The organism is Mesorhizobium bavaricum (assembly GCF_056781655.1).
Genome location: NZ_CM165566.1, coordinates 2,153,634 through 2,173,839 on the forward strand (window position 1 = coordinate 2,153,634; position 20,206 = coordinate 2,173,839).

Sequence of the window (20,206 nt, forward strand, 5' to 3'; positions counted from 1 at the left end):
AAGCCCTCAATCGGCGTACTGACCGGCGGCTTCGATGATCGGCTTCCAACGCGTGATCTCACCTTCCAGCTTGGCCTTCAGCGCCGCTGGCGTCGCGTCGGCTTCGGGTGACGGCTTGGTGCCAAGTTCGGCGAAGCGGGCCACGACGTTCTGGTCCTTCAGCGCGACCTGAAGCGATTTCGACAGGCGTTCGGTGATCTCGGTCGGTGTGCCCTTGGGTGCATAGACGCCGTGCCAGATGCCGACCTGCACCTGAGGAAGGCCCGCTTCCGTCGCCGTCGGGACGTCCTTCAGGACATCGAGGCGTTCCGGCGAGGTGACGGCATAGGCCTTGATCGTGCCGCCCTGGATCTGCTTGGTGGTGTTGGTCGTCTGGTCGCACATGATGTCGACCTGACCGCCAAGAAGATCGGTCATGGCCGGGCCGGTGCCCTTGTAGGGCACGGTGACCAGCGGTGTGCCGATGGCGCTCATGAACAGCATGCCGCACAGATGCGAGGCCGCACCTATCCCGGCATTGGCGACGGTGAGGCTATCCTTGTTGGCCTTGGCATAGTCGACCAGCCCCTTCAAATCGGTCGGCTCGAGGTCCTTGCGGCCGACGATGGTCATCGGCACCTCGGTGACGAGGCCGACATAGTCGAAGGCGTTCAGCGTGTCGTAGGCGAGCTTTCTGTATAGCGTTGCGCTTGTCGCCATGCCGATGTGGTGGAGGAGCAGCGTGTAGCCGTCCGGCTCGGCGTTGGCGACGCGGCCCGCGCCAAGCGTGCCGCCGGCGCCGCCGACATTCTCGACGATGACCTGCTGACCGAGATCCTTCGACATGGCTTCCGCGACAAGGCGCGTGACGGTGTCGGTCGGGCCGCCGGCGGCAAACGGTACCACAACGGTGATGGTTCGTTCAGGATAGGTCTGTGCGCCCGCTGCGAACGGATAAAGCGTGATGGCCGCAGCGGCAGCCAGAGCGGCGACTAGTTTTCTCATCGTGATCTCCTCCCAGGGCATAATCTCCAACCGCGCGCGGCGTTCTCCCAACACCGGCTGCGGATAGAGCAACAACTAGCGCAAGCTAGCAGATTGCAATCGGCCTCGAATGGCAAACTGCGATTCTCTGCCGTTCCTCCGCTCTATTCTAGGTAGCCGTAGCCCCTTGCCATCGCCGCCGCGAAGACCGGGATCAGCAGGAAGATGAACGCCTCGGCACGGATATAGGTCTTCACCGAAGCAAGCTCAGCCGCCGGCACCAGGAACGAGGGGTCGGCGCCTGCCTGCCGGTTCCAGGAAATGAAACGTATGGTCGGGATGATCGACAGCAGGCCAACGATGCCAAACGCCGCCATCTTGGCCCAGAACACCCAGTTGTAGACGTAGAATTCCCAACCCTTGAGGCCATAGAAGACACGGCCGATGCCGACGATGATGATCAGCGTTGCGATGATGCCATAGTGACGGTCGATGCCGGCGAGCCGCTTGAGCGTGGCGGCGGCCAGATCGCCGCGGATCAGCACGAATTCGGCGCCGATGATCCCTGCCAGGGAAAACACCAGCAGATGGTGGATGATGGCAAGCACGAGATCGGTGGTGTCCATGCATTTTCCTTGTTGGCAGGCACTGAGACCGGCCAAGCTGAACCAGTCACCTTGCGAAGGGTAGCATCGTTCCGCAAAATTCCCACTCGCGAGCTCGCTTTCGACCTGGCCGTGAGCGTCATTGACGACAGTTCCTGACAACCTGAAAGTTCCGCGGATGACCGCATTGAAACGCGCCCTAAACCCGATGCCCGATGATGGCCGCGCTGTCCTGACAAAGCGCGGTTTGATGACGGCTTATCAGGCACGGCCGGATTACCAGAAGAATCTCGGCTGGATCGGCCGCGCCAAAGGCCGGGTACCAGGCAGGAAGTGACTCGACCAGATGCTGGACGAGCTGCAGGCGGCGTCTCCATGAACATGGCCTGGCGCGGCTGAGAACAATTTCTCGTCTGGAAGATGACATGCCCTGCCTTGGCCCTTGCCAGGCCCGGGCAATTTGCTACGCGCCGGGAGACAAGCAAGGCAGATCCCATGAACAATCCGCAAGCAACCAGCGCCCCTGTCATCGAGACGCAGCGAACCATCCTGCGGGCACACCGGCTGGGAGATTTCGACGCCTATGCGACGATGTGGACCGATCCCGTCGTCACCCGCTTTATCGGTGGCAAGCCGCGCACGCGCGAAGAAAGCTGGATGCGCTTCCTGCGTCATGCCGGCCTGTGGTCGCTGCTCGGCTACGGTTTTTGGGCGATCGAGGAGAAGGCGACGGGCCGTTTCATCGGCGAGGCCGGTTTTCACGATCTGAAGCGCGATATGGAGCCGTCGATTGAAGGCATTCCCGAGGCCGGGTGGGCGCTCGCTCCGGCCGTTCATGGCGCAGGCTTTGCCACCGAGGTGGTTGGCCGCATCCTGGCATGGGGCGAAGAGACGTTCGGGCCGGCGAAGACCGTCTGCATCATCGACCCTGAAAACGCCGCCTCGCTGAACGTTGCGACGAAATGCGGTTACCGGGAAGTGGTGCGGACCACCTACCACGACGCTCCGACCATCCTGCTGGAACGGCTCGCCTGAAACGGTTCTAGCCGGCCTTGCGGCTGAGCTTCCGCGCCAGATCGACCCATGGATCGGCAGCGTTTTTGGCAGCCGGTGCGAATTTCCGGCTGAGCAGCACCGTCGAAACATCGAAAGGCTGCGGCTTGGCGATCGCATAGCCCTGGGCATAGTCGACGCCGATTTTTTTCAAGGCGGCGATGATGCCGTCGCTTTCGACGAACTCGGCGATGGTGCGCTTGCCCATGACCTTGCCGATGTGATGGATCATCTCGACCATGGCGTGGTCGATGCGATCTTCCAGCATGTCCTTGACGAAGCTGCCGTCGATCTTGAGGTAGTCGACCGGCAGGTGCTTCAGATAGGCGAAGGACGACATGCCGGAGCCGAAATCGTCGAGCGCGAAGCGGCAGCCCAGCCCGCGCAGGTCGGCAATGAAGCGCATGGCACTGGTCAGATTGGCGATGGCGCTGGTTTCGGTGATCTCCAGGCAGATCATGGCGGGCGAAATGCCATGGACGAGGAATTGCTCGCGCAGGAAGTCGAGGAATGTCTCGTCGCCGAAACTCGCTCCGGAAAGATTGATGGCGCATGTGGCAATCGGAGCCGAGCGCGGATCGGCTTGCCGCGCCGCCAGAATGGCGAAGGTGTTGCGGACCACCCAGCGATCGATCGACGGCATCAGGCCGTAGCGTTCGGCCGCGGGAATGAAGCTCTGCGGGGTGACGAAGCTGCCGTCTTCGTCGGTCAGCCGCAACAGGATCTCGATATGCGCGCCCGCCTCGGCGATGTCGTCGTTGAGCGGCCAGATTTCCTGGGCATGAAGCCTGAAGCGGTTTTCTTCGAGGGCGACGTGCAGGCGCTGCACCCAGGCCATCTCGCCGAAGCGCTCCCGCATGAACACATCGCCATCGCTGTGGATCTGGACGCGGTTGCGGCCTTTTTCCTTGGCCAAGTAACAGGCGACGTCGGCGGCCCTGAGCGTTTCCTCGATCGTCACTTCGGCATTGGCGATCTGCACCATGCCGATGCTGACACTGGAGTTGAAAGGCCTGTCATCCCAGGCGAAATGCAGATCCTGCACCGCCGCGCGCAGCCGTTCGGCGATGTCGGCCGCGCTGTCGCCATCGCAATCGACGAGCAGCACGCCGAACTCGTCGCCGCCCAGCCGGGCCAGCACATCGCCCGGTCGCAATTCGTGGGTCAGCAGCGCCGAAATCCGGCGCAGCAGCTGGTCGCCCGCGGCATGACCACAGGTATCGTTGACCAGCTTAAACTGATCGAGGTCGAGATACATGAGTGCGAGCTGGCGAGGCCGGTCCTGGAGGTCCGCGATCGTTCTTTCCAGCCGGCTCTCGAAGTCGCGTCGGTTGGCCAGTCCGGTCAACGCATCATGCGATGCTTGCCACGACAGCCGCTCGATATAGTCCTCTTCGCGCGTCATGTCGTGGAACGCCAGCACCGCGCCGGCGACGTGACCGGAAACGAGCAGCGGGGCGCCGGTCAGCGCGACGGGCACAACGGAGCCATCCGGCCGCTGCAGCAATTGCGGACGCGCGCTCGAAAGGTGCGGCTCACCGGCCAGCAGGCGCTCGACCAGGCCGATGTCTTCGGCGCTGGTGTCCTTGTCCACAAGGCGAAACAGCGACGCGATCGGCTTGCCCCTGGCGGCACTGAGCGGACATGCCAGCAATCTTTCGGCGACGGCATTCATGTAATCCAGCCGCCCGTCTGCGCCGGTGCTGATCACGGCCTGTCCGATCGAAGCCAGGGTGATCTGGGCGCGCTCACGCTCGGCATTGAGCGCCATCTGGAATGCCTGACGCTGCGCCAGGAGTTTGCGCGTGCGCCATACGGCAAGCAGGATCAGCAAGGCGGCGGTGACCAGATTGGCTGATGTGAGCAATATCTTGATGAAGCGCGATCCCTCGCCGAGGCTGTCCGAGAAGGCTTTGGAAAGTGGGCTGACCTGATGATCGAGCCGATGGATCTCCGCTTTCCAGGCGCTGATCTCAGCCGCCGATGCCGGCCCCTTGCCCAGCCTCTCGTGCATGGCGTCACCGAGCCGCTGGATGGCGAGGATCATCGTGTCGGCGGCCATCCAGTGCCGGATGGCGGCATCGAGATAGCTGAAGCCGCGGAAATTCTGGAACAGCCAGACCATCCCGGCTACGTCGTCGGCGTGATTCCTGCCCTGCAGGAAGCCGGTACGTGCGGCATTGGTGTCGGGCTCGGGCTGCTCAAGTGCGAGGCGGGCCGAACGATCAGCCAGCGGAACGGCGATTGCCCCGCTGTATTCGCGGAAGAATTCCACTTTGCCTGTGTCGGCATAGAGGCTGAGAAAATAGATGGCGTGCTTCTGACCCTTGGACCACTGGCTCTCGCCGCCGACATAGGCGCGGACCGCCGACAGCGTGTGGAGGCTGAGGCTGGCAACCAGCGCCTGAACAAGAACGACGGCGATGAAAGGCCAGACGAGCCCGAGAAGACGGGGTTTCGGGTCCATCGATGACAGCTTCATCGAATATCCATGGACTTGCCATGATCCTTGTCAGGCCGTCTGTCCGACTGTTTCATCCGTCGGTGGAGACGACGTTCTTCCCTAGTGTCGCTCATCTGGCGACAACAGTCCGGGTATCACGAGGGGGCTTAACAGCGAATAAAGACTTCAACTATTTATATGAGCGATTCTTGTTTCGGGTGACCGAATATTACGCTGCGCCATGCAACTACTTAAAGTTGAATCAGATTGTATTCGTCTCTCTGGAGCTTCTTCCCGGAATTGCATGCGCGGGCAGTGTTGCGTGGACACGCATCGCGCTTTGCTTCGGCCGACTGGCCGATCGACGCTACGACGCAACGTCCGCCGCGAGGCTCGCCTGCTCGAGCATGGAGGCGTCCTCGCCGAAGGCGCGGGTGGCGCGTGCAGCCGCCTCGAGTAGTGGGCGTTTCATGCGCTGGAGAAATGCCGCGTCGACGCGCGTGCTGGGGCCGGCCAGCGTCAAGGCGCCGAGCAGGGCGCGGCCCGGCCCGAACACCGGCGCCGACACGCCCGCCGTCTCGGGGTCGCGGTCGCCGACGGCGAGACAGTTGCAGGTCTTGCGGATGGTCTCGTACGGCTCGCCCTGCTGGCCGGAAAACGCCGCAAGCACGCGGCCGCCCGAGCCGACCAGCAGCGGCAGCACGTCGCCTTCGCGTATCGTGTAGCGGATCGGGTGCTTGGATTCGACGCGGTAGAGACAGGTGCGGACGTCGCCCGAACGAACATAGAAGGCAACGCTCTCCCAGCTTCGCTCGGAAAGGTCGCGCATGATCGGCAGCAGGATGTCGACCGCCACCACCGAACGCTGATAGAGTGCGCCGAGCCGGAAGGTCGCGGGTCCGACGCGATAACGGCCATCGTCCAGACGCTCGAGCAACTGCCCGCGTAGAAGGGAATTCGCAAGCCGCAGGATGGTGCTCTTGTAGAGGCCGGTCCGCGCCGCGATTTCGGCCAGGCTGAGCGACCTGTCCGCCGTGGTGAAGGCATCGAGGATGGTGATCGCCCGATCAAGCGCGGCAACCCCCTCGGTCGCGGGCCGGATGTCTGGATCAGCCGATTTGCCTGGTGAGTCCATTGCGGTTCCCAACTCGGAGAAGGCCCTAAGCAGACTCCGCTGGCTTCGCCAACGCGTCGTCTGCTTAGGTTTTTTGTTTGCCGCAGGTTCTTGTCGCAAAACCGCGGACACTTTTGCGGAACCTGCTCAGCGGAGCCAATGTGTCGCGCCGCCGACGCGTTCTGTCTAGTAGAATATCGTTCCCGTTGACAGAACTTGGTAACATCTGCTTGAACTCGATTACGGGTCTGGATTCAGGCGCGTTTTGGCAGGCACCGGAGGAGGTGTCGTGATCTGGAGGAATCCCCATGCTGAACAGACGCAGATTTTTGATGAGCGCGGCGGCGGCTGGCGCTGCTGGCCTTGCAGGACTTCATCTTTCACCCGCTTTCGCCGAAGGCGCACCGCAGATCCAGATTTTCGTGCCGGCAGCACCTGGCGGCGGCTGGGATCAGACAGGGCGCACGATGGACCAGGTGCTGCGCAGTGAGAAGCTCATCTCCGGCTCGCAGATCACCAATGTCGGCGGCGCCGGCGGCACGGTCGGACTGCCGCAGTTCATCAACCAATGGAACGGCAAGGGCAACTCGCTGATGGTTGCCGGCATGGTCATGGTTGGCGCCATCATCGCCAACAAGGCTGCCAACAATTTGACGCAGGTCACCCCGATCGCCCGCCTCACCGGCGAGTTCGAGGCCTTGGTGGTCCCGGCGGAATCGCCGTTCAAGACGGCCGCCGATTTCGTCGCCGCACTCAAGGCCGATCCGACAAAGGTTCCTGTGGCTGGCGGCTCGGCCGGCGGTTCGGACCACATCCTGTTCGGACTGATCGCCAAGACCGTCGGCGTGCCGGCGACAAACCTGTCCTACGTCCCGTTCGCCGGTGGTGGCGAGGCCCTGTCGGCGCTGCTCGGCAACCAGGTCGCGGCCGGTATCTCCGGCTTTGGCGAGTTCTCCGAACAGGTCAAGGCGGGCGCGCTGCGGCTGCTTGCCATCTCGGCCGACAAGCGCCAGGACGGCATCGACGCGCCGACGCTGAAGGAAGCCGGGATCGATGTCGAGCTGTTCAACTGGCGTGGGGTCTTCGCACCTCCCGGCGTTTCCGATGCCGACAAGGCGGCGATGATCACGATGGTCGAGAGCATGGCCAAGAGCGAGGCCTGGGCGACCGAATGCAAGAACCGCAACTGGACGCCGATCCTGCTCACCGGCGACGATTATGCAAAATTCGTCACCGAGGATACGGCCCGCATCGAGGCGATCCTCAAGGATCTCGGGCTTGCCTGATCTTCCCTAAAGGGGCGGCGCATGCCGCCCCTTCTCGCATGGAATGCAAAGCCGGCGTGAAACTGCGGTGAGGATCCGGCCGTGCGGCGCCGGCATCTTGGCCAGCTATCCTGGGGAGGACAATCATGAGCAGCAGCGACCAGCAGGCGGCGCCGTCGCGCCTTGCCGTGCCGGAATTGTTGATCGGCGTCGGGCTTCTGGCCTGCGCCGGCGCCGTGGCCTGGCAGACGCTGGCGATCCCGGTGTCGCCGCTCTACTCCAAGGTCGGCCCGACCGTCTTTCCCTACCTCACCATGGTTGGTCTGGTGGTGCTTTCCCTGTTGCTCATCCTCGCGGCGCTGCGCGGCGGCTGGCAGCCTGAAGAGGAAAGGGAAACGCCGACCGACTGGAAGGCGATGGGTTTCGTCGTTATCGGCCTGCTCGCCAATCTGCTGCTCATCCAGCCGCTGGGCTTCACGGCGGCATCCGTCATCATGTTCGTTCTCGTCTGCTACGGCTTCGGCAGCAAGCGTACGCTGCGCGACACAGGGCTCGGCCTGATCCTGGCGCTGGCCGCCTATTTCGGCTTCGCCAGGGCGCTCGGCGTCAACATCGGCGCCGGCTTCATCGAGAACCAGCTGAACACGGTGATCGATGCGATCATCGGCACGTTTGGAGCCTGACGCCATGGAAACGCTCGGCCATCTCGCTCACGGCTTCTCGGTTGCCTTCACCCCGGTCAACCTTCTGTGGTGCCTGCTCGGCACCACGCTCGGCACCGCTATCGGCGTGCTGCCCGGTCTCGGGCCGGCGCTGACCATCGCGCTGCTTTTGCCGATCACCTATCAGGTGGCGCCGGAAGCCTCCTTCATCCTGTTCGCCGGCATCTACTACGGCGCCATGTATGGTGGCTCGACGACGTCGATCCTGCTCAACACGCCCGGCGAAAGCGCCACCATCGTCACCGCGCTCGAAGGCAACAAGATGGCGCGATCCGGCCGTGGCGGTGCGGCGCTTGCCACCTCGGCGATCGGCTCCTTCGTCGCCGGCACCATAGGCACGCTGGGCGTCGCCTTCCTGGCGCCGGTGGTGGTCAAATTCGCACTCGCCTTCGGTCCGGCCGAATATTTCTCGCTGATGGTGCTGGCCTTCATCACGGTTTCGGCGGTGCTCGGCTCGTCCTCGGTGCGCGGCCTGACCAGCCTGTTCGCCGGCTTCGTCATAGGCATGATCGGCGTCGACCTGCAGACCGGCCAGCCGCGCTTCACCTTCGGCATGACCGAACTGCTCGATGGCGTCGACGTCATCATCGCCGCTGTTGGCCTGTTCGCCGTCGGCGAGACGCTCTACATGGCTTCGCGCCGCTATGCCGGCAAGGATGAGATCGTGCCGCTCAAGGGCTCGCTCTACATGACCGCTGCCGAGTGGGGGCGCTCGTGGAAACCCTGGCTGCGCGGTGCGGCGATCGGCTTTCCGATCGGCGCCATGCCGGCCGGCGGCGCCGAAATCCCGACCTTCCTGTCCTACGCCATCGAAAAGAAGCTGTCGAAGCACAAGGAGGAGTTCGGCACGGTCGGCGCGATCGAGGGCGTTGCCGGCCCCGAAGCCGCCAACAATGCGTCCGCCGCCGGCGTGCTGGTGCCGATGCTGACGCTCGGCCTGCCGACCTCGGCAACGGCGGCGATCATGCTGTCGGCGTTCCAGAGCTATGGCATCAACCCCGGTCCGCTGCTTTTGACAACGCAGGGCGACCTCGTCTGGGGGCTGATCGCCAGCCTGTTCATCGCCAATGTCATCCTCGTCATCCTCAACCTGCCGCTGATCGGTCTTTGGGTGCGGCTGCTGAAAATCCCGGCGCCGCAGCTCTATGCCGGCATCCTGGTGTTCGCCACCGTCGGCACCTATGGCATCTCGCAATCGCCTATTGACCTCGTCATCCTCTATCTCCTGGGAGGGGCCGGCTTCCTGATGCGGCGTTTCGATTTCCCGACCGCGCCGGTCATCATCGGCATGATCCTGGGGCCACTCGCCGAAACCCAGTTCCGCCGGGCGATGACCATCTCGAATGGCGACTGGTCGGTGTTCTACAAGCATCCGCTGTCGCTGACGCTGCTGACGCTCGCCTTCATCGGCCTGGTCGGGCCGCATATCTGGGCCTATGTCGAGCACCGCCGGCGGCGCGGACCGGAGCATGTGCCCGGCGATGCCTGATCGATCCCTGATGTCATGACAGAACTGCTTTCCGGTATCCGCGTCCTCGACCTGACCAACGTCCTGGCCGGCCCCTATTGTGCCTATCAGCTGGCGCTGCTCGGGGCCGACGTGATCAAGGTCGAGGTCCCGCAAGGCGGTGACCTGGCACGCCAGCTCGGTGGCTCGCCACAGCTCAACAGCGCCGGCATGGGCGCCTCGTTCCTGGCGCAGAACGCTGGCAAACGATCGGTGGTGCTCGACCTCAAAAAGCCGGCCGATCGCGAGCGCTTCCTCGATCTGGCCGCCAGCGCCGATGCACTGGTGGAGAATTTCCGTCCCGGCGTGATGGATCGGCTCGGCCTTGGCTACGAGGCGCTGAAGGCGGTCCGTCCCGGCCTTGTCTATTGTGCGATATCCGGCTTCGGCCAGACCGGGCCGATGCGCGACAACCCGGCTTATGACCAGATCATCCAGGGCCTGTCGGGGATCATGAGCATCACCGGCACGCCGGAAACGGCGCCGCTGCGGGTCGGCTACCCCGTTGCCGACACGCTTGGCGGACTGGTCGGGGCGTTCGCCATTGCCGCCGCGCTGGTGCGGCAGAAGACAAGCGGCGAGGGCGCCTTTCTCGACGTTTCGATGCTCGAATGCACGCTGTCGGCGCTCGGCTGGCCGGTCTCCAACTACCTGACCGCCGCCGTCGATCCGCAGCCAATGGGCAATGAGAACATGACCGCTGCGCCGTCCGGCGCCTTTCGCACCGGCGACGGACTGCTCAACATCGCCGCCAACAAGCAGGAGCAGTTCGTGACGCTGTGCCGGCTGATCGGGCGGCCGGAGCTGGCGTTGGATCCTCGCTTTGCCGAGCGCGAGACGCGCAAGCGCAACCGGGCAGCGCTTAAAATTGAGATCGAGGACACCCTGGCGGGGGCGCCGGCGGCGGTCTGGGAAGAGACGCTCAATCGTGCCGGCGTGCCGGCGGGCAGGGTGCTGACGATCCCGCAAGTGCTGGACGAGCCGCAAGTGCTCGAGCGCCAGGTGACAGCAAGTTTTGAGGACGTGCCGGGTATGGACAGGCCACTGACGGTTCTGCGCGGCGGGTTCATGGTCGATGGCACGGCGCCGCTGCCGACGAAGCCGCCGCCGATGCTTGGCGAGCATATGGACGAGGTCTTCGCCAGCCTGCCGCCGCGCGCCAAGACGAAGGCACGGGCATGAGCGGCACGGAGAAAAACACCGGCCGTGAGCGCGGCGAGGAATGGTGGCAGACCGATATCATCGAGATGCGGCCCGGTATCATCCGGCTGCGCGGCTATGAGATCCAGGATCTGATCGGCCGCGTCAGCTTTCCGGCGATGATCTGGCTGATGCTGCGTGGCGAATTGCCCAGCAAGGACCAGGCAGCGCTGCTCGGCATTGCGCTGGGTGCCGCCGTCGACCATGGGCCGCAGGCGCCGTCGATCGCCATCGCGCGGATGGCTGCAACCTGCGGCGTCGGCATCAACAGCGCCATGGCCTCGGCCATCAATGTGCTCGGCGACGTCCATGGCGGCGCCGGCGAACAGGCGCTGTCCTTCTACGGGGACATCGCCGTGGCGCTCGATGGTGGCATGACTCTGGATACAGCCGTCTCGGCACGGCTCGACCGGTTCTTCGCCGAGGAGAAGGGTTATGTGCCGGGGCTCGGACATCGCTTCCATCCCGTCGATCCGCGCGCGCCACGCCTGCTGGGACTGACGCGTGAGTTTGCCGCGCGGGGTGTCGTCAATGGACGCTTCGCCGATATCGCCGAGGCGATCGAGGCGGAAGTCGCGCGGCGCAAGGGGAAAAAGATACCGCTCAACATCGATGGCGCCACCGCCGTCATCTATGGCGAACTCGGCTTTCCGCCTCCGCTGACGCGCGGGCTTTTCGTGTTGTCGCGCTCGGTCGGCATCCTGGCGCATGCCTGGGAACAGTCGCAGCAAGCCGAGCGAAACAAGGGGCCGCTGCCGCGCGAATGGTTGTGGGCCTATACCGGCACACCTATGCGCCGCTTTCCCCAAGGGGACGACACGAGTGAGTGAGGCCTGATCTCAGGTGAGGTCGACCGGCGCAGGCCGGGCAATCGTCAAGGTTTTCACCAGCGTCGAGAGGTCGGGCTCATCGATGAGCAAGGCCGCATCGGCCGGTGGCAGCCAGGCCCGCTGTCGTCGTTTCGCTTCCTGCCAGTCGGCGAGTTCCTCGGTCACCTCCATCAGATAGACGATGACGTCGACGCGAACGAAGCGGTTGGCCAGACGCTTCCAGTAGGAATAGGTGCCCGCCGGTTCCTTCAGCGTCTTGCCGAGCACGCCGGCTTCCTCCTGCGCCTCGATGGTGGCCGCCTTGCGTCCGCTCTTGCCCTTCATCGGCCAACCCTTGGGGACGATGAAGCGTCTTGTGGTTCGCGACGTGACCAGCATCACCTCGATATCACCGCCCGCGTTCAGCCGAAATGGAATCGCCGCCACCTGACGGATGCTCTCGCCCTTCTTTGCCTTGCGTACGGCCTTTTTCTTGGTGGCTGCCATTCGTGAATCCAGTCGATGCAATGCCGCATAGCGCGACAAGGCATCGTTGCAAAACCAAAACTTCCGCGTGTGCTGAAAGGCACCCGAATACATAAGTCGGCTAAATAAACGAAAAACGCCGGCTTGTCAGCGGCAATTGCTCACGGCGGTGGCGCCGATTATCTGCGTCGAGCAGCTTGGCTTGAGTTGCGGCACCACCGGCCGCGGCTGCTGGACACTCTGGCGGTCCTGGGCGCGATACTGCTGCTGTTGCTGCTGGTATTGCTGCCGCTGCACCCTGTTCTGCAGGATTTGCAGGTCGTTCTGCCGGATCAGTGCGTTGTTGCCGGCGGCGGAATTGAGCGCTTGCGCCGAAGCGGGCAGGCAAGCGCCGACCAGCATTGCTGCGACCAGTATTGCCGATGTGAAAACCGTAGATGGCCGAAGCGCCGACATCCGCTCATTCCCGCATGAAAGAAATCCTGACCTTAATATAGGGCGTCTGACCGGCCGTGCCATATCTCGGAGCAGATCGAAGCGAAATCGGGGTCATCGATCACCGAAGGTTGCTTTGCGGTGGCGGAGAACCTGCCTCGCAACCCCGCATTGCACTTGACGGAAGCCGTCGATTCGCCGCTCTATCGGGTCGGTGCCGGCCTTGAGCGGAATGGCGTCAACGGTGCCGGCATGTCTGTCAGGGATGACGGTGCCTTCGGCGAAACGGTTAAACAGAACGCCATCGGCGCGTCTTTCAAGGTCAGCTACCAGCTGGCCTAAGGCGGAGCCGGGCGGGAGGGTCTTGATGAGGAAGCACGCGTATTTCGTGGCCCTGCTGGGTGTTGCCTGCGTCGTCGGTATGCCGGCCGTGGCTGCGCAAACCAAGACCGACAAGGCGGCAGCGCCGCCCGCCGCCGATGCGCCGCAACTGCCTGGCGGCGCCTCGGCGCTGTCCGAAACCCATGGCGACTGGACGGTCAATTGCCAGATATCAGGCGCGACCAAAGCCTGCAGCCTGTCGCATCAGCAATTCAACAAGCAAAGCAACCAGCGCCTGCTGGCTATCGAGTTGTCGGGCAAGACCGGCGAGGATGCCACGGGTACGCTGGCTCTGCCGTTCGGCCTGGCGCTGGCCAAGGGCGTCAGCCTGACCATCGACGATCAGAAGCTGGATGGCAGCCTGCCATTCAACACCTGCCAGGTCGTCGGCTGCCTGGTGCCTGTGGCGTTCGATGCGACCGTCACGCCGCTGCTGAAATCAGGCACCACCCTGAAGATCGACGCCTTCGCCGCCGACACCGGACAAGCGGTGAGCTTTTCCATTCCGCTCAACGGCTTCGCCGGCGCGCTTGCCCGAACCGCGGCGCTTTTGGCCAATTGACCGCGCAGTGTAGGACCGGAGGCGCGCGCCGCCTCAATGTCGTTTTAGCGGCAGGCATGTAGCAAACAGCAGGATGTTGGCGGCCGGATTTCGTTCCGGCGCCACCGTTCAAACGACGATCGATTTCAGCCGTTCGGCGATCAGGGCGGCGAGCCGCGCCGCCACCTCGTCCTTGCTCATCTCGGGCCATTCGTCGACGCCGGCCTTCGACACGATGCGCACCCGATTGCGATCGCCGCCCATCACGCCCGCAGGACCGATGCCGCTTTCGTGCGACACGTCGTTGGCAACGATGAGATCGGCGCCCTTCTTCCTGAGCTTGGCCTCGGCGTTGCGCAGGAGATCCTGTGTCTCGGCGGCGAAGCCAATCACAAGGCCGGGTCGCTGGCTGTGATGGCCAACCCCGGCGAGAATGTCGGGATTCTCGACCATGCGCAGCACCGGCGGTCCTTCGCCTGCGACCTTCTTGATCTTCTCGCCGGCTGAATTCTCGCTGCGCCAGTCGGCAACGGCGGCGACGAACACCGCCGCGTCGGCAGGCAGAAGCTGTTCCACCGCATCGCGCATCTCTTCAGCCCGTTCGACATGGATGGTCTTCACGCCGGTGGGATCGGCGATGCCGACGGGGCCGGAGACGAGGCGCACATCGGCGCCAAGCCTGGCCAGTGCTGCCGCAATGGCGTGTCCCTGCTTGCCGGACGAACGGTTGGCGATGTAGCGCACCGGGTCGATCGGCTCATGCGTCGGGCCGGAGGTGACGATGATCTTGCGCCCCGACAGCGGCCTTGGGCTGACATCGAGCAACGCTTCGATGGCCGCGGCGATCTCCAGCGGCTCCGCCATGCGGCCTTCGCCCGCCTCATTGCTTTCGGCCATCTCGCCCTTGGCCGGACCGATGAAGGCAATGCCATCTTTTTGCAGCATCGCGCGGTTGCGGCGGGTGGCCGGATGCGCCCACATTCTGGGGTTCATGGCCGGCGCCATCAGAACCGGCTTGTCGGTGGCGAGGAGCACGGTGGAGGCAAGATCGTTGGCGTGGCCGTTGGCAAGCTTGGCCATCAGGTCGGCGGTGGCGGGCGCCACCACCAGAAGGTCGGCCTCGCGCGACAACCTGATGTGGCCGACATCGTGCTCGTCCTGGCGGTCGAACAGCTCGGTGAAGACATGGTCGGCGGAGAGCGCGCCCACCGACAGCGTGGTGACGAATTCCTGCGCGGCTGATGTCATGACCACCCGCACCGAGGCACCGCGCTCGCGCAGCCGGCGGATCAGATCCAGCGCCTTGTAGGCGGCAATGCCGCCGCCGATGATGAGCAGGATGCGCTTGCTGGAAAGGCTGCCGCGCGGCAAGACCTTGCGTGCCGGAGCTGCGACTGTGGCGGCTGCGGTGTGCGAGCTGGTCAGGTCGCGGAGGGTTCTCTCGATCTGGTCGATGCGGCCCACAGGACCGATCTGCCCGTCAACAGCGGCCCGGATCATCACCCGCGCCTGCTCTTCCATGGAGCGGTCGTTTTCCGCCGCCAGGCGGCGCAGCAGTTCCTTGACCTCATCGTCAAGGTTGCGGATGGTGATGCTGGCCATTTGATTGCACTCTGCCGCAGTTTGCCGATGGCAATGATAGCAATGCAATCAATCGGGTGCAAGTTGCGGAAACGAACCCTGGTGTGGATCCGACGCTACATGAGCTTCCAGGCGATATAGACCAGCGTCAACGCGATTACCCACAGCGCCAGGCGGCCGGAGCGGCTGTAGCGCGCCTCGGCCTTGCCGATAGCGCGGGCGGTGGTCTCGTCGAAGCGCAGGCCGTGCTCTGCCATCAGGTCGATCTCGCGCGACAGCCGATCGGTGCGCGCCGCAAGCTCGGGCGCCTGGCGGGCCAGCGTCAGCAGCGCCTTGGCGCCATCGCGCGCATCGATCAGCATGCCACGCGGTCCAAGATTGCCGGCGATCCAGCCGCCGACAACCGGTTCGGCCGTCTTCCACATGTTGAAGGCCGGGTCGAGCGTGCGCGCCACGCCCTCGACCACCACCATGGTCTTCTGCAGCAGGATCAGTTCGGGCCGCGTTGCCATGTCGAAGAGTTCGGTCACTTCGAACAGCAGCGTCAAAAGCTTGGCCATCGAAATGGTCTCGGCCGGCTGGCCGTGGATCGGCTCGCCGATCGCCCGGATCGCTTGCGCGAAGGCCGCGACATTGTGCTGGCGCGGCACGTAGCCGGCCTCGAAATGCACTTCGGCGACACGCAGATAGTCGCGGGTGATGAAGCCGTAGAGGATTTCGGCGAGGAAGCGGCGCTCCTTCTTGCCGAGCCTGCCGGCAATGCCGAGATCGACGGCAACGATGGTGCCATCCGCCTCGACGAACAGGTTGCCCGGATGCATGTCGGCGTGGAAGAAGCCGTCGCGCAGCGTGTGGCGCAGAAACGACTGGATCAGGTTGGCGGCGATGATTTTCAGGTCATGGCCGGCAGCGGCAAGGCCGGCAATGTCGTTCATCTTGACGCCGTCGACCCATTCCATGGTCAGCACGTCACGGCCGGTGCGTTCCCAGTCCACGGAAGGCACGCGAAAGCCCGGATCGTCCTTGGTGTTCTCACCGAGTTCCGAGAGCGCGGCCGCCTCGAGGCGGAGGTCCATCTCGATCTTGGTGGTTTGCGCCAGCGTCTCGGTCACCTCGACCGGCCGCAGCCGGCGCGACGACGGGATGTATTTCTCCTGCAGGCGGGCGGCGAGGAAATAGCTTTCGAGATCATGGAAGAAGCGGCGGCGTACGCCCGGCCGGATCACCTTCACCGCCACCTTGGTGGCTATGCCGTCATGGACGGCGTCGGCGGCATGGACCTGGGCTATCGAGGCAGCGGCGACCGGATCGCCAAATTGCGCGTAGAGATCGTCGACCTTGCGCCCGAGCGAAGCCTCGATAGCCGCGATCGCCTCGGCCTTCGGAAAGGTGTGCATCTTGTCCTGCAACATGGCGAGATCGAGCGCCATGTCGTTGCCGACGACGTCGGGCCGTGTCGCCAGGAACTGGCCGAGCTTGACATAGGAAGGCCCGAGCCGGACCACCGCCTTGGCAAGCCGGTCGCTGCGCTCATAGGCCAGCGCGCGGCGGCGGGTGAACAGTCGCGCCAGCCGCCAGCCGAACTTCGGCAGGCCGGACAGTTCCTCGCCCGGCAAGGCGGCGACGACGCCCTCGCGCACCAGCACCCAGCCGGCCCGTACGAGCCGAAATCCTGCGCTGGCCGTGCTCATGGGAGCGGCCGTCCTGCCGGCTCTTCGAACCGGCTCAGCGCATATCGACTGTGAGAAATGCGGTCCAGCCTCAAAGCTTCCAGCCCGAATGAAGTGCCGCGATGCCGCCGGAATAGTTGCGGAAGGAGACGCGATCGAAGCCGGCGCGGGAAATCATCGTCGCGAAATTCTGCTGGTTGGGGAACCTGGCGATCGATTCGACCAGGTAGGAATAGGGTTCACCGTCGCCGGTGACCATCTTGCCGATCTTTGGAATGGCGTTGAACGACCAGGCTTCGTAGACAGTGTCGAGCAGCGGCATCTCGACTTCGGAAAATTCGAGGCACAGGAAGCGCCCGCCCGGCTTCAGCACGCGGAACGCTTCGCTGAGCGCGACATCAATGCGCGGCACGTTGCGAATGCCGAAAGCGATGGTGTAGGCGTCGAACGTGGCGTCGGCAAAGGGCAGTTCCTCGGCATTGGCCTCGACGAAGTCGGTGTTGCCGGAGAGGCCTTTCTTCTGTGCCCTATCGCGGCCGACGGCGAGCATCGAGCCATTGATATCGAGCACGGTGGCATGGGCATTGCCTTGGCTGGCAGCGACGATGCGGAAGGCGATGTCGCCGGTGCCGCCGGCAACGTCGAGCACCCGCCAGCCCATCCTTTTTGGAGGATTGAGCCAGGTGACCATGGCATCCTTCCACAGCCGGTGCAGGCCGGCCGACATCAGATCATTCATCAGGTCGTAGCGGTTGGCGACCTTGTGGAAAACATCGTTGACCAGGGACTGCTTGTCGCCAGCCCCTACACGCTTGAAACCATAGGAGGTTTCCATGCCGCCCGCGGCCGTGGTTCTCTCAACTGACATTTTTTTGATCCGTCATAAAACCGGCGGGACCATAGCCGATCGATGGTGCGGGCGCTATTGTTTAAGGCGCGGTGTTCAGCCGCGCTTCCAGGTGGTGGTTTCAAGACCTGGACGACCGACGGGATGTGTGAATGCTTTTGAAAGCGGAACTGCACTGCCACATTGAAGGGGCAGCGGCGCCCGAACTCGTCATTCGCCAGGCGCAGAAATACGGCAAGGATACCTCGCCCTATATCCAGAACGGTTCCTTCGTCTGGCACGATTTCACCTCTTTCCTCGCGGCCTACGATTTCTCCTCCGATCTGTTCCGGACCGAAGAGGATTATGCGCGGCTGGCCGACCATTATTTGACCAGCCTCGCTCGCGACGGCGCCATCTATTCCGAGGTGTTCACGTCGCCCGACCATGCCACGAAGGCCGGGCTGTCGCCCAAGGCCTATACCGACGCACTTGGCGAAGGCATGGCCCGGGCCAAGGCCAAGACCGGCATCGAGGGCCGCATGATCGTCACCGGCGTGCGCCATGTCGGCGTCGAGTCGATCGAAAAGGCGGCGCGCTTCGCGGCGCGCTGCGGTCATCCGCTGGTCACCGGCTTCGGCGTCGCCGGCGACGAACGCATAGGTGACATGGAGGACTATGTCAGGGCCTTCGAGATCGCCCGCGAGGCCGGGCTCGGCATCACCATCCATGCCGGCGAACTGACAGGCTGGGAGACCGTCAAGGCGGCACTCGATCACATCCGTCCCTCCCGCATCGGCCACGGCGTGCGTGCCATCGAGAATCCGGACCTTGTCCGGCGCATCGCCGATGAGGGCGTCGTGCTGGAATGCTGCCCGGGCTCCAACATCGCGCTCAAGGTGTTCGACAGTTTTGCCGGCCACCCCTTTCCGGCCCTGCAGGCGGCCGGCTGCAAGGTAACGCTCAATTCCGACGATCCGCCCTATTTCTGGACCTCGCTGAAGCGCGAATACGACATTGCCGCCGAGCATTTCTCGATGAACGAAAAGGCGCTGACCGCCGTCACCAGAACGGCCATCGAGGCCGCTTTCGTCGACAGAAAGACCAAGACCGCGCTTCTTGCCCGCCTCAACGGCGCCTCTCGCTGATTTCTTCCGACAAAACTGTGGTCGGTGCTGGCCAAGCGGTTCCTTGGCCGGCGCATTGTCGCTAGGGTTCGCTCAAGCAGCTTGAAGCGCGGCGCGTCCGAAAGGACCATGCGCGCACTTTCGGGCGCAGACATCAGGAGAACATCATGCAGGGCGTCACCGTCGTCGACCATCCGCTTGTCCAGCACAAGCTGACCATCATGCGCAAGAAGGAGACCTCGACAGCCGGCTTCCGGCGGCTGCTGCGCGAGATCTCGCTGCTGCTCGGCTACGAGGTCACCCGCAACCTTGAACTGACGACGACAACGATCGAGACTCCGATGGAGACCATGGAAGCGCCGACGCTGGAGGGCAAGAAGCTGGTCTTCGCCTCGGTGCTGCGCGCCGGCAACGGCCTGCTCGAAGGCCTGCTCGACCTGGTGCCGGCGGCCCGCGTCGCCCATGTCGGTCTCTACCGCGATCATGAAACTCTGGAGGCGGTCGAGTATTTCTTCAAGGCGCCGAGCGACCTCGCCGACCGGTTGGTGATCGTCGTCGATCCGATGCTGGCAACCGCCAATTCGGCGATCGCGGCGATCGACAAGCTAAAAGAGCGCGGCGCCACCAACATCCGCTTCCTCTGCCTGCTGGCGGCGCCCGAAGGTATCGAGCGCTTCACCAAGGCGCACCCGGACGTTCCCGTCTTCACCGCTTCGATCGACCGCCAGCTCAACGAGAAGGGCTACATCATGCCCGGCCTCGGCGACGCCGGCGACCGCATGTACGGGACCAAATAATTTACCAAATGTTTACGCAAAGGCGTGGTTTTGGCGTGCGTTAAAGCGGCAAACACCATCCGGGCTTAAGGATCGCCTTTCACGAAGGCCGATCCATGCTGCGCAAACTTCTTATCCTTGGCGTTTTTGCCGGTACATCGGCATCGATACCGATTGTGTATCAGTCGAATCCGCAAATCATCGAAAACCTGCTGAGATCGCCGATGACGGGCAAGGCCGCTGTCGAAGCCCAGCCGGATGTCAATCTGGCCTCGGTGCCCGACAGGCCGGCGGCGCCGCTGCCGCTTGGCCGAAAGGTCGTCGTTACGGCAGACGAGCGCGGACACTTCTCGTCGGCCTTCAAGCTCAACGGACGTCAGGTCGACGGCATGATCGACACCGGTGCCACGCTGGTCGCCATCAACACCTCGACAGCACGCAGGATTGGCCTGTCGCTGAACCCTTCCGACTTCAGTCACGAGGTCAGCACCGCCAATGGCTCGATCAAGGCTGCCGTGGCAATGATCGACCGCCTGCAGATCGGCAGCATCACGGTCAATGACGTCCAGACCATCGTGCTCGACGACAGGGCGCTGCACACCAATCTGATCGGCATGAGCTTCCTCAATCGGCTTGGCAAATTCCAGGCCGAGAATGGCACGCTGCTGCTCGTTCAATAATCAGCCGCGCGGAAAATCCGCA

The 20,206-nt window shown here is 63.8% G+C and carries 21 protein-coding genes; 12 read left to right on the forward strand and 9 right to left on the reverse strand.

Annotation, left to right across the window (positions count from 1 at the left end; genetic code table 11):
- Window positions 1-6: 6 nt before the first annotated feature.
- Entirely contained in the window at window positions 7-984 is a 978-nt protein-coding gene (locus tag AC1RZR_RS10505; protein WP_477277885.1) for a tripartite tricarboxylate transporter substrate-binding protein, read from the reverse strand.
- 143 nt (window positions 985-1,127) lie between these two features.
- A complete protein-coding gene (locus tag AC1RZR_RS10510) occupies window positions 1,128-1,589 on the reverse strand; it encodes a DUF2214 family protein (RefSeq protein ID WP_481828455.1) in 462 nt (153 codons plus the stop codon).
- Between the two features lie 157 nt (window positions 1,590-1,746).
- Here AC1RZR_RS10510 and AC1RZR_RS10515 point away from each other — a divergent pair, with 157 nt between their 5' ends.
- Entirely contained in the window at window positions 1,747-1,905 is a 159-nt protein-coding gene (locus AC1RZR_RS10515) for a hypothetical protein (protein WP_481828456.1), read from the forward strand.
- Window positions 1,906-2,063: 158 nt separating this feature from the next.
- A complete protein-coding gene (locus tag AC1RZR_RS10520) occupies window positions 2,064-2,603 on the forward strand; it encodes a GNAT family N-acetyltransferase (protein ID WP_477277881.1) in 540 nt (179 codons plus the stop codon).
- Between the two features lie 7 nt (window positions 2,604-2,610).
- Here AC1RZR_RS10520 and AC1RZR_RS10525 read toward each other — a convergent pair whose 3' ends face one another.
- Together AC1RZR_RS10525 and AC1RZR_RS10530 are read right to left on the reverse strand one after the other, a co-directional pair.
- On the reverse strand, window positions 2,611-5,103 hold the full coding sequence (locus AC1RZR_RS10525) for an EAL domain-containing protein (RefSeq protein ID WP_481828457.1): 2,493 nt from the start codon (window positions 5,101-5,103) through the stop codon (window positions 2,611-2,613).
- Between the two features lie 328 nt (window positions 5,104-5,431).
- Entirely contained in the window at window positions 5,432-6,199 is a 768-nt protein-coding gene (locus tag AC1RZR_RS10530) for an IclR family transcriptional regulator (protein ID WP_481828458.1), read from the reverse strand.
- A 287-nt stretch (window positions 6,200-6,486) separates the two neighbouring features.
- Between AC1RZR_RS10530 and AC1RZR_RS10535 the strand changes: the two genes are divergently transcribed.
- The 5 genes from AC1RZR_RS10535 to AC1RZR_RS10555 all read left to right on the forward strand — a co-directional run bounded on the left by AC1RZR_RS10535 (window position 6,487) and on the right by AC1RZR_RS10555 (window position 11,702).
- Window positions 6,487-7,464 carry a Bug family tripartite tricarboxylate transporter substrate binding protein gene (locus AC1RZR_RS10535; RefSeq protein WP_481828459.1) on the forward strand — a complete coding sequence of 326 codons (978 nt, stop codon included), beginning with the start codon at window positions 6,487-6,489 and terminating at the stop codon, window positions 7,462-7,464.
- Between the two features lie 125 nt (window positions 7,465-7,589).
- Entirely contained in the window at window positions 7,590-8,126 is a 537-nt protein-coding gene (locus AC1RZR_RS10540) for a tripartite tricarboxylate transporter TctB family protein (protein ID WP_481828460.1), read from the forward strand.
- A gap of 4 nt (window positions 8,127-8,130) precedes the next feature.
- Window positions 8,131-9,654 (forward strand): tripartite tricarboxylate transporter permease, encoded by a 1,524-nt coding sequence (locus AC1RZR_RS10545; protein WP_481828461.1) that lies wholly within the window; start codon window positions 8,131-8,133, stop codon window positions 9,652-9,654.
- A 15-nt stretch (window positions 9,655-9,669) separates the two neighbouring features.
- On the forward strand, window positions 9,670-10,854 hold the full coding sequence (locus AC1RZR_RS10550; protein ID WP_481828462.1) for a CaiB/BaiF CoA transferase family protein: 1,185 nt from the start codon (window positions 9,670-9,672) through the stop codon (window positions 10,852-10,854).
- Window positions 10,851-11,702, forward strand: coding sequence for a citryl-CoA lyase (locus tag AC1RZR_RS10555; RefSeq protein WP_481828463.1), 852 nt, complete (start codon window positions 10,851-10,853; stop codon window positions 11,700-11,702). The genes AC1RZR_RS10550 and AC1RZR_RS10555 overlap by 4 nt, the downstream gene beginning before the upstream one ends.
- Window positions 11,703-11,711: 9 nt before the next feature.
- Here the strand turns inward: AC1RZR_RS10555 and AC1RZR_RS10560 are convergent, their stop codons facing one another.
- Window positions 11,712-12,188, reverse strand: a complete 477-nt coding sequence (locus AC1RZR_RS10560; RefSeq protein WP_481828464.1) for an NUDIX hydrolase — start codon at window positions 12,186-12,188, stop codon at window positions 11,712-11,714.
- A gap of 126 nt (window positions 12,189-12,314) precedes the next feature.
- Complete coding sequence (locus tag AC1RZR_RS10565) at window positions 12,315-12,623, reverse strand: hypothetical protein (RefSeq protein WP_481828465.1); 309 nt, start codon at window positions 12,621-12,623, stop codon at window positions 12,315-12,317.
- A 156-nt stretch (window positions 12,624-12,779) separates the two neighbouring features.
- Between AC1RZR_RS10565 and AC1RZR_RS10570 the strand changes: the two genes are divergently transcribed.
- The gene (locus tag AC1RZR_RS10570; RefSeq protein WP_477277860.1) at window positions 12,780-12,944 is read left to right on the forward strand and encodes a hypothetical protein; all 165 of its coding nucleotides are present in this window, start codon (window positions 12,780-12,782) and stop codon (window positions 12,942-12,944) included.
- A gap of 25 nt (window positions 12,945-12,969) precedes the next feature.
- A complete protein-coding gene (locus AC1RZR_RS10575) occupies window positions 12,970-13,545 on the forward strand; it encodes an invasion associated locus B family protein (RefSeq protein WP_477277858.1) in 576 nt (191 codons plus the stop codon).
- A 108-nt stretch (window positions 13,546-13,653) separates the two neighbouring features.
- On the opposite strand, the gene coaBC is transcribed toward AC1RZR_RS10575, so the two are convergent.
- The 3 genes from coaBC to ubiE all read right to left on the reverse strand — a co-directional run bounded on the left by coaBC (window position 13,654) and on the right by ubiE (window position 17,643).
- Entirely contained in the window at window positions 13,654-15,126 is a 1,473-nt protein-coding gene (coaBC, locus tag AC1RZR_RS10580; protein WP_481828466.1) for a bifunctional phosphopantothenoylcysteine decarboxylase/phosphopantothenate--cysteine ligase CoaBC, read from the reverse strand.
- A 95-nt stretch (window positions 15,127-15,221) separates the two neighbouring features.
- Entirely contained in the window at window positions 15,222-16,796 is a 1,575-nt protein-coding gene (gene ubiB / locus AC1RZR_RS10585; RefSeq protein WP_481828467.1) for a 2-polyprenylphenol 6-hydroxylase, read from the reverse strand.
- Window positions 16,797-16,866: 70 nt separating this feature from the next.
- The gene (gene ubiE / locus AC1RZR_RS10590; protein ID WP_477277852.1) at window positions 16,867-17,643 is read right to left on the reverse strand and encodes a bifunctional demethylmenaquinone methyltransferase/2-methoxy-6-polyprenyl-1,4-benzoquinol methylase UbiE; all 777 of its coding nucleotides are present in this window, start codon (window positions 17,641-17,643) and stop codon (window positions 16,867-16,869) included.
- A 131-nt stretch (window positions 17,644-17,774) separates the two neighbouring features.
- Here ubiE and AC1RZR_RS10595 point away from each other — a divergent pair, with 131 nt between their 5' ends.
- The 3 genes from AC1RZR_RS10595 (at window position 17,775) to AC1RZR_RS10605 (ending at window position 20,184) form a co-directional block, all read left to right on the forward strand.
- Window positions 17,775-18,749 carry an adenosine deaminase gene (locus tag AC1RZR_RS10595; protein ID WP_379102898.1) on the forward strand — a complete coding sequence of 325 codons (975 nt, stop codon included), beginning with the start codon at window positions 17,775-17,777 and terminating at the stop codon, window positions 18,747-18,749.
- 146 nt (window positions 18,750-18,895) lie between these two features.
- The gene (upp, locus tag AC1RZR_RS10600) at window positions 18,896-19,525 is read left to right on the forward strand and encodes a uracil phosphoribosyltransferase (protein ID WP_023671129.1); all 630 of its coding nucleotides are present in this window, start codon (window positions 18,896-18,898) and stop codon (window positions 19,523-19,525) included.
- 95 nt (window positions 19,526-19,620) lie between these two features.
- Window positions 19,621-20,184, forward strand: a complete 564-nt coding sequence (locus tag AC1RZR_RS10605) for a TIGR02281 family clan AA aspartic protease (RefSeq protein ID WP_481828468.1) — start codon at window positions 19,621-19,623, stop codon at window positions 20,182-20,184.
- The last annotated feature ends 22 nt before the right edge of the window (window positions 20,185-20,206 follow it).